General features: G+C 75.4%; 7 protein-coding genes. 1 reads left to right on the top strand and 6 read right to left on the bottom strand.

Features of this window, described 5'->3' with window-relative positions; all coding sequences use genetic code 11:
- The first annotated feature begins 1 nt into the window (after window position 1).
- Window positions 2–421 (top strand): hypothetical protein, encoded by a 420-nt coding sequence (locus CTKZ_RS01730; RefSeq protein WP_124341318.1) that lies wholly within the window; start codon window positions 2–4, stop codon window positions 419–421.
- Between the two features lie 56 nt (window positions 422–477).
- On the opposite strand, the gene araA is transcribed toward CTKZ_RS01730, so the two are convergent.
- From araA to CTKZ_RS01760, 6 genes are all read right to left on the bottom strand, one after another.
- Window positions 478–1986: an L-arabinose isomerase gene (gene araA / locus CTKZ_RS01735; protein ID WP_124341319.1), complete on the bottom strand. Its 1509-nt coding sequence runs from the start codon at window positions 1984–1986 to the stop codon at window positions 478–480.
- A complete protein-coding gene (locus CTKZ_RS01740; RefSeq protein ID WP_124341320.1) occupies window positions 1983–2750 on the bottom strand; it encodes an L-ribulose-5-phosphate 4-epimerase in 768 nt (255 codons plus the stop codon). The genes araA and CTKZ_RS01740 overlap by 4 nt, the downstream gene beginning before the upstream one ends.
- A gap of 104 nt (window positions 2751–2854) precedes the next feature.
- The gene (locus CTKZ_RS01745) at window positions 2855–4450 is read right to left on the bottom strand and encodes a xylulokinase (protein WP_124341321.1); all 1596 of its coding nucleotides are present in this window, start codon (window positions 4448–4450) and stop codon (window positions 2855–2857) included.
- 222 nt (window positions 4451–4672) lie between these two features.
- Window positions 4673–5662, bottom strand: a complete 990-nt coding sequence (locus tag CTKZ_RS01750; protein ID WP_168678531.1) for a LacI family DNA-binding transcriptional regulator — start codon at window positions 5660–5662, stop codon at window positions 4673–4675.
- A 390-nt stretch (window positions 5663–6052) separates the two neighbouring features.
- Window positions 6053–6886 carry a pyrroline-5-carboxylate reductase gene (proC, locus tag CTKZ_RS01755; RefSeq protein WP_124341323.1) on the bottom strand — a complete coding sequence of 278 codons (834 nt, stop codon included), beginning with the start codon at window positions 6884–6886 and terminating at the stop codon, window positions 6053–6055.
- 305 nt (window positions 6887–7191) lie between these two features.
- Window positions 7192–9267: efflux RND transporter periplasmic adaptor subunit (locus CTKZ_RS01760; protein WP_124341324.1), on the bottom strand; the 2076-nt coding region annotated here is incomplete at its 5' end.

The following is a 9267-nucleotide window of genomic DNA, read 5'->3' on the forward strand; positions in this document are numbered from 1 at the left end:
GGTGCTCGCAGCCGTCACCACCACCGTCGCCACCGGCTGCTCCTCGGTCGACCGCCGGGCGGTCAGGGACGCGCAGCTGGACGGCGCGGTCGTCGAGGCGGTCGTGCGCGACGCGGTCGAGCGCGACACCGGAGCGGAGCCTGAGCAGATCGTGGAGGCGGTCGAGCAGGAGCTCTCGAACCAGGGCCAGGTGCGGTGGTGGGAGCGCTCGTCGACCGGCGGAGGATCTGCCGCCTGGCAGCTCCTCGTCGTCGGGTCTGCGGAGGAGCAGGGAGTCATCGGCTACGAGAGCGTCTTCGCCAACCTGTGCGTCGAGATCACCCTCGAGTACACGACGCGAGAGGTCAGGCTGACCGACGTCGACTGCCCGGAGGAAGCCGACGCGCCGCGCGACGGGATCGACGCCGACCTGGCGCAGTGACGGCGAGGGGGCCCGACCGCGCCGGTCGGGCCCCCTCGTCCGTGGTCGGACCCGGGTCAGAGGCCCTGGGCGAGCCGCCAGTAGGCCTGGTTCCAGCGGACCTGCTCGCGGAAGCCGCGGCGGGTCGTGGACTCGTCGATGACGAGGAGCTCGGTGCGGGCGATCTCGGCGAAGTCCTCGAACACCTCGATGCCGACGGCCGTGGACAGCACGGTGTGGTGCGCGCCGCCCGCGGTGAGCCACGCCTCGGCGGAGGTGCGGAAGTCGGGGCGGGGCTGCCAGACGGCGCGGGCCACCGGCAGGTTCGGGAGCGCGGCGGTCGGCGGCACGATGTCGACGACGTTCGCGGTGAGGCGGAACCGGTCGCGCATGTCGGCGAGCGAGACGACGACGCCGACGCCCGGGTCGGTGTCGAACACCAGGCGGACGGGGTCCTCCTTGCCGCCGATGCCGAGCGGGTGGATCTCGAGCGTCGGCTTCGACGTGGTGAGCGTCGGGCAGATCTCGAGCATGTGGGCGCCGAGGATGCGCTCGTCGCCGGGCGTGAGGTCGTAGGTGTAGTCCTCCATGAGGGAGGCGCCGCCGGGCAGGCCCTGCCCCATGACCTTGGCCGCGCGGACGAGCACGGCGGTCTTCCAGTCGCCCTCGGCGCCGAAGCCGTAGCCGTCGGCCATGAGGCGCTGGACCGCGAGGCCGGGCAGCTGGCGCAGCGCGCCGAGGTCCTCGAAGTTCGTCGTGAACGCCTTCGCGCCGACGGACTCGAGGAACGTGCGCAGCGCGATCTCCTGGCGCGCGCCGTAGCGCAGCGACTCGTGCTGGTCGCCGCCACGACGCAGCGACGGGACGACGTCGTACAGGTCCTCGTACTCGGCGACGAGCGCGTCGACCGCGGCGTCGTCGACGGCCTCGACCGCGGCGACGAGGTCGTTCACGCCCCACGTGTTGACGGAGACGCCGAACCGCAGCTCGGCCTCGGTCTTGTCGCCCTCGGTGACGGCGACGTTGCGCATGTTGTCGCCGAAGCGGACGAGGCGGAGCTCGTGCGTCGCGGCCCAGCCGGCGGCGGCACGCACCCACGTGCCGATGGACGCGCGGACGGCGGGGTTCGACGCGTGCCCGACGACGGTCTTGCGCGCGGTGCCGAGGCGCGTCGCCATGTACCCGAACTCACGGTCGCCGTGGGCGGCCTGGTTGAGGTTCATGAAGTCCATGTCGATGGTGTCCCACGGCAGCTCCACGTCGGCCTGCGTGTGCAGGTGCAGGAGCGGCTTGCGCAGCGCGTCGAGGCCGGCGATCCACATCTTCGCCGGGGAGAACGTGTGCATCCAGACGACGACGCCGAGCACGTTGTCGTCGGCGTTCGCGTCGAGCGCTGCGCGGCGGATCGCGGCCGAGTCCTTGAGGACGGGCTTCCAGACGACCGTCGCCGGGACCTCGTCGGAGTCCTGCAGCAGGCGCGCGACCTCCTGCGACTGCTCCGCGACCTGGCGCAGCGTCTCCTCGCCGTACAGGTCCTGGCTGCCGGTGAGGAACCAGATCTCGCGGTCGGCGTACGGCTTGGTCATCGGGCGTTCTCCTGCTCGGTGTCGGTGGTGGTGCCGGCGGCGGGGGCGGCGGTGCCCTGGCCGTAGACGTTCTGGTAGCGGTCGTACAGCGAGTCGACGTGCTCCTGCGCGATGGGCAGCGGCTCGCCGAGCTGGCGGGAGATGTGCACGGTGCGCGCGACCTCCTCGACCATGACGGCGGCCTTGACGGCGGCCTTCGCGTCGCGGCCGATGGTGAAGGGCCCGTGGTTGCGCATGAGGACCGCGGGGCTGCGGGACTCGCGCAGGGTCTCGACGATGCCGCGGCCGATGGAGTCGTCGCCGATGAGCGCGAACGGCCCGATCGGGATGTCGCCGCCGAACTCGTCGGCCATCATCGTGAGCACGCACGGCACGGGCTCGGCGCGCGCGGCCCACGCCGTCGCGTACGTGGAGTGCGTGTGCACGACGCCGCCGACCTCGCTCATGTGCGCGTAGACGTACGCGTGCGCCGCGGTGTCGGACGACGGGGCGCGCGTGCCGTCGACGAGGTTCCCGTCGAGGTCGCAGACGACCATCGACTCGGGCGTGAGCTCGTCGTACGTCACGCCCGACGGCTTGATGACGAACAGGTCCCGGGCGCCCGGGCCTGCCGGGTCGACGACGACGCGCTGCGAGACGTTGCCCGCGGTCCACACGACCAGCCCCCAGCGCGGCAGCTCGGCGTGCAGGCGCGCGACGACCTCGCGCGTGGTGGCGACGGCGGCGCGCACGTCGTCGGGGTAGGCGTCCAGGGGTGTCGTCATGCGGGTCTCGCTCCGTGTCTCGTCGTCGTGCGTCGTGCGTCGTGCGTACGTCGTGCGGGTGTCGTCGGTGCGCCGGGCGGGTGCGGGCGGTGCGGGTGGCAGCCTCAGACGGCGTCCGCCGCCGCCTGCGCGATCGCCAGGCCGGCCGTGTAGCGCTCGAGGTAGGCGGCGAAGCCGCGCACGTCGTCCGCGTCGGGCTCGACGACGTCGACCTTCGCGTCGGCGAAGACCCGCGTGCTCAGGTACGCGCCGAGGTCGAGCTCGTCGGACGCGTCGAGGTAGGCGGCGAGCACCGCGATCCCCCACGCGCCACCCTCGCTCGCGGTGTCGCCGACCGCGACGGGCGCGTCGACGGCGGCCGCGAGCAGCCGCTGCGCGACGCCCGCGGTGCGGAACAGGCCGCCGTGCGCGAAGAGCGCGTCGACCTCGACGCCCTCCTCGGCGAGCAGCCGCATGCCGAGGCTGAGCGTGCCGAACGCGCCGTAGACCTGGGTGCGCGCGACGTTGGCGAGCGTGAGGCGGCTGTCGGGCGTGCGGACGACGAGCGGGCGGCCCTCCGCGAGGCCCGCGATGGGCTCGCCGGACAGGAAGTTGTACGCGAGGAGGCCGCCGCCGTCGGCGTCACCGTCGAGCGCCGCGCGCAGGAACGTGCCGAAGACCGCGTCGGCGTCGGTGTCGTGGCCGGACGCGACCGCGAACTGGCGGAACACCTCGGCCCACGCGCCGAGCTCGCTCGCACCGTTGTTGCAGTGCACCATCGCGACGAGGTCGCCCGCGGGCGTCGTCACGAGGTCGATCTCGGTGTGCACCCGCTCGAGCGCCTTCTCGAGCACGATCATCGCGAAGATGCTGGTGCCGACGCTGACGTTGCCGGTGCGGGGCGCGACCGCGTTGGTCGCGACCATGCCGGTGCCGGCGTCGCCCTCGGGCGGGCACAGGGCCGTGCCGGCCCGCAGCGTGCCCGACGGGTCGAGCAGCGCGGCGCCCTCGTCGGTCAGGCGGCCCGCCTCCTGGCCCGCGACGAGCACCTCGGGCAGCACGTCGGCGAGGCGCAGGCCGGGCTGGCGCTCGGCGACGAGGTCGTCGAACTGGGCGAGCATGCGCGCGTCGTAGTCGCGCGTCGCGGGGTCGATCGGGAAGACGCCCGACGCGTCGCCGACGCCCAGCACCCGGCTGCCGGTGAGCTTCCAGTGCACGTACCCGGCGAGCGTCGTGACGAACGCGACCTGCGGGACGTGCGGCTCCTCGTCGAGCACCGCCTGGTAGAGGTGCGCGATCGACCAGCGCAGCGGGATGTTGTGCCCGAACAGGCCCGTGAGCTCGGTGGCCGCGGCCTCGGTCGACGTGTTGCGCCACGTGCGGAACGGCACGAGCAGCTCGCCGTCGGCGTCGAACGCGAGGTAGCCGTGCATCATCGCGGAGACGCCGAGCGCGCGCAGGGCCGTCGGCCGCACGCCGTGCTTCTCCTCGGCGTCCGCGAGCAGCGCCGCGACGGACTCCTGCAGGCCGGTCCAGACGGCGTCGAGCGAGTACGTCCACGTGCGGTCGACGAACTGGTTCTCCCACGCGTGGCTGCCGGTCGCGAGGACCGTGCCGTCGGCGGCGACGAGGCACGCCTTGATGCGCGTGGAGCCGAGCTCGATGCCGAGGGTCGCCTCGCCTGCGCTGATCGCGTCTCGTGCCTGGGCGGGGTCGACCATCGTCGCGGCTCCTTCGTCGCTGGTGGCGGGTGCCGACGACGTGCCGGGCACCCCTCGCTCGTGCACCGTCAGATCGCGGTGCGTGAGCCAATGTTAGCGCTCACATCGGGTGGGCGGTCCAGCCCGGAGGTCCCACGCCGCGCTCGGTCGCGCGACGTCGGGCACGGTCCGCCGCACGGCGTCGTGCGCGGTCCGGCGGCCCCGGCGACGCAGAGCGTCCCGTCAGGCACGGGCACCGCTGCTCACCCGCACGACGAGCTCCGCAGGGATCAGCCGGTGGCCCGGGTCGCCGCCCGACATCGCCGTCTCCAGCGTGTCGATCGCCAGCAGCCCGAGCGCCGAGAAGTCCTGCCGCACCGTCGTCAGCGGCGGGACGTAGTGCGCCGACCCGACCTCGTCGTCGAAGCCCACCAGCGCCACGTCGTCCGGCACGCGCACCCCCGCCTCCCAGAACGCGTGCAGCAGACCCAGCGCGAGCTGGTCGTTCGCCGCGAAGACCGCGTCCGGCAGGCCCTCGCGCACCAGGCGGCGCCCCACGTCGTACCCGTCGGACGCACCCCAGCCGACGACCACGGGCTCGTCGACCGGCACGCCCGCGGCCGCGCACTCCGCACGCCACCCGACCAGCCGGTCCTGCGCGTCGAACCAGTCCTGCGGACCCGCCACGTGCAGCACGCGCGACCGCCCCGCCTCGAGCAGGTGCGCGGTCGCGAGCCGCGCGCCCTGCTGCTGGTCGACACCCACCGCGTGCAGGTGCGGCTCCGACGGCACGTCCGCCGCCGACGACACCACGACCACCGGCACCGGGGAGTCGAGCGCCGCGAGCACGTCGACCGCCTGCACCGTCGGCGCGATGATCGCCACGCCGTCCACGCCCTGCCCCAGGAAGTGCTCGAACGCGTGGTGCATCGCGTCGCCGTCGAACTGCCGCAGCGTCGCGACCGACACGAACCAGCCCGCGACCCGCGCGGCCTCCTCGACCCCGACCAGCGTGCTCGTCGGCCCGTAGAGCGCGGTCGCGGGCGTCACGACCCCGACCGTGCCCGTCCGGCGCGTGACCAGCGCACGCGCCGCGCTGTTGCGCCGGTAGCCGAGCTCCGCGATCGCCGCGAGCACACGGTCCCGCGTCTCCGGGCGCACCGACGGGTGGTCGTTGAGCACGCGCGACACCGTCTGGTGCGACACGCCCGCGCGGGCCGCGACGTCGCTCATCGCCGGTGGTCGGCCCGTCGTCCCGTTGCGCGCAGCGGCCGGGCGCGCCGTCGCCCCGTCCGTCCCGATCTCGGCCACGCCGCCTCGACTTCCCGTGCTCGTCCGGGGTCCGTCCCCGTCCGCCGTCCGCCGCCTCGCGACGTCCGTCCCGCCAGTCCTACCGCCTCACCGGGTCCCGGGAGGCTCGATCGCGCCGACCCGTGCCGCCGCGCCCATGTTTCGATAGTCCACGACCCGCATGATCGCCCCTCGTGCCCCGTCGCGACGCTGGTCCCGCGCAGCGCGGGCGACCCGGCGCCCGGTCGAACGGTGGTGCCGTCACCGACTCGTTTCGACGCGTCCGACGGGCGTGCGCCCGGCTCCGACCGCGCCAGGGCGCGACGCGCGCCGTCAGCCCGCGTACTGCGCGCCGAGCTCCCGGGAACGCTCCGCGGCCGCGCGTGCCGCCGCGACGACGCCCGCTCGCACACCGTGCGCGTCGAGCGCCGCGACCGCCGCCACCGTCGTCCCGCCCGGCGACGACACGCGCTCGCGCAGCACCACCGGATGGTCCCCCGACTGCGCCGCGAGCGCCGCCGCACCCTCGACCGTCGCGACCGCGAGGCGCGTCGCCAGGTCCCGCGTGAGCCCGAGCAGCACGCCTGCCTCGGCCATCGCGTCGACCAGGTAGAACGCGTACGCCGGGCCCGAGCCCGAGATCGCGGTCACCGCGTCGAGGTCCTTCTCCGCGACGCGCACGACCAGGCCGGTCGCGGCGAGCAGCTTCTCGACGAGCACCAGGTGCCCCTCGGTCGCGTGCGCGCCGCCCGCGATCGCGCTCGCACCCTTGCCGACGACCGCCGGGGTGTTCGGCATGACGCGGACCACCGGCGTGCCGGCCGGCAGTCGCTGCTCGTAGAACGCGATCGGCAGACCGGCCGCGACCGACACCACGAGCGCGCCGCCCCGCAGGGCCGACGCGATCTCGTCCAGCACCGACCCGACGACGTGGGGCTTCACCGCGACCAGCACGACGTCCGCGCGCGCCGCCGCGTCCACGTTCGACGCGCCCGTCCGGACCGCGTACCGGCCGGCGAGCTCGTCCGCGCGCGCCGTCGCGTGCTCCGTCACCTCGACCTGCTCGGGCGTCCAGCCCGCCGTGAGCAGCGCACCGAGGAGCGCCTCCCCCATCACGCCGCCGCCCAGGACCGCCACCTGCGGGGTGCCGCCCGCTGTGTCCGTCATCGTCGTCCTCCCTCGTGCGCCCGGCGTCGGGCGACGACGCGAGCCTACCGACGCGCGCGGCGCACCCTCGCCGCCGCCCGACCCGTCCGCCACCGCGCGCCCGCCGGTGTGCGATCGCGCCGAGCTCGTGAGGTGCGGCTCACCACCCCGCCAGGAGGTGACGACCTCGACGACGCGACGGATCGGTCGGCGTGCGGTGCGGGGTGCCGGTGGTCGCGCACATGCGAGCTCGCGGGTGCGACGACGAGCGGGACCTCCTGCGCGGACGGCGAGGACGGGGCGCTGAGGCGGGCGGGGCGAGGCGGTCAGCCGCCGGTGCGGGTCTGCGGCGGGCCGCCCTGGAAGCCTGCGGGAGGGCCGCCCTGGAGGACGACCGGGCCGCGCTGGTCGTCGCCGAGGCCCGACAGGCCCGTCGAGGTGCTGCCCGACGAGCCCTCGACCGGCTGGTCGAGGTCCGCGAGGACGACCTCGTCACCCGCCGACAGGCCCGAGACGATCTCGGTGCGCTCCGCGCCCACGGCGCCGACCTCGACCTCGACCGTGCTCGGGGTGTCGCCGTCGAGGACCTGGACCGTCGTCGCGCCGTCGGCCGTCCGGACCGCGGAGGTCGGGACGGTCAGCACGTCGTCGACGCCCGCGACCTGCACGACGACCTGCGCCGACGCACCGTCGAACAGGCGCTCCTGCGTCGCGTCGAGCGCGATCTCGACCGTGTAGGACGGCTCCGACGTCGACGACACGTCGAGGACCCCGACGCTGCTCACGGTCCCCGTGAGCGCCGCCTGGGTGCTGGGCGTCGTCACCGTGGCAGCCTGGCCGACGGCGACGAGGTCGATGTCCGAGAGGCCGACGGTGGTCGTCGCCGTGTGGCCGTCGCCGCCGAGCACCGTGACGACCGCGGTCGTCGACGACGCCCCGACCGCGTCTCCGGGCGCCAGCGCGACCCCCGCGACCGTGCCGGCGATCGGGCTGGTCAGCGTGCCGAACGGCAGTGCCGCCCGGGCGATCGCGACCTCCGCCTGCGCGGCGGCGACCGCCGCCTGGTCCGCGAGGATCGTCGCCGCCGACGCGGCACCGCCGGTCGAGCCGTCGCTCGCGGACGTGCGGTCGGACGACGCGCTCGAGGCGCTCGGGGCCGTCGTCGTGCTGCTGGTCGGGGACGGGGTCGTGCTCGACGAGCCGGAGCCCGAGGTGTCGGCGCCCGTCGTCCCGCTGCCGGTCGCGCCGGTGCCCGGGGTGTTCGTGCCGTCCGTCGACGACCGGGCCGCCGCGACGGCCTGCTGGAGGGCGACGACCGCCTGGTCGAGCGTCGTCGCCAGCGCCGTGAGGGCCTGCTGCGCGGCGTCGGTGGCCTGCTGCGCGTCGAGCGTGCCGCCGATCGCGTCGCGGCAGGCGGCGAGGGCGTCCGTCAGGGCGGCGTCGACGTCCGGGCCGTCGGCGCCGTCGGTCTCGTCCGGGCCGTCGGTGTCGGCGGCGTCTGCTGCGTCGGTCGTCGCGCCGGTGCCGGTGACGTCGCCCCCGGTGCCCGTCGCGTCGCCCGTCGACGAGGCCGCCCCACCCGTACCCGACGGGACGCCGGACGCGGGGTCGCCGTCCGTCGGCTCGGGGCTCGGCTCGTCGTCGGCGACGAGGTCGAGGAACGCCGTGCACGCCGCCTCGGACGCCTCGACGCTCGCGCTGCTGCCGGCGAGGGCGTCGTGCGCGGCGGTGGCCTGTGCGAGGAGGTCCTGCTGGGCCTTCCGGACGTCGGCGACGGCCGCCTGCACCGCGGCGTCGTCGGACGCGTCGGGACCGCCTCCGGGGCCGGTCGTGCCGGGCTCGGTCGACCCGGCGTCCCCGGTCGAGCCGGTCGAGCCGGTCGAGCCGGTCGACGGCGTCGACCCGCCGGGCGGCGTCGAGCCCGTCGACGTGGAGCCCGTGGACGACGGCGAGCCCGTGGACGTCGACGCGCTCGACGTCTGCGACGCCAGGTCCGTGTCGAGCTGGTCCTGCGCGTCGGCGAGCGCCGCCTCGGCGTCGTCGACCGCCTCCTGCAGCGCGGCAGGGTCGAGCGTCGCGAGCGTCTGGCCGGCGGTGACCTGCTGCCCGACGGCGACGTCGACGGTCGCGACCGTGCCCGCGACGGAGAACGACGCGTCGCGCCGCGTGGCCGACGCGACGGAGCCGACGGCGTCGACGGACTGCTCGACGGACGCGGTCTCGGCCGTCGCGGTCCGGTACCGCCCGGTGCCGTCGCCGCCCAGCGCGAGGGCCACGCCTCCGCCGACGCCGCAGAGCACGACGGCTCCGGCGGTGGCCAGCGCGACGGTGCGACGGCGGGCACGGCGACGGGCCGAACGTGCGAGCGACGGGCGCGGCGCGGCACCGGCACCGGGCACGAC

This window comes from Cellulomonas algicola (genome assembly GCF_003851725.1).
Lineage (GTDB): Bacteria > Actinomycetota > Actinomycetes > Actinomycetales > Cellulomonadaceae > Cellulomonas > Cellulomonas algicola.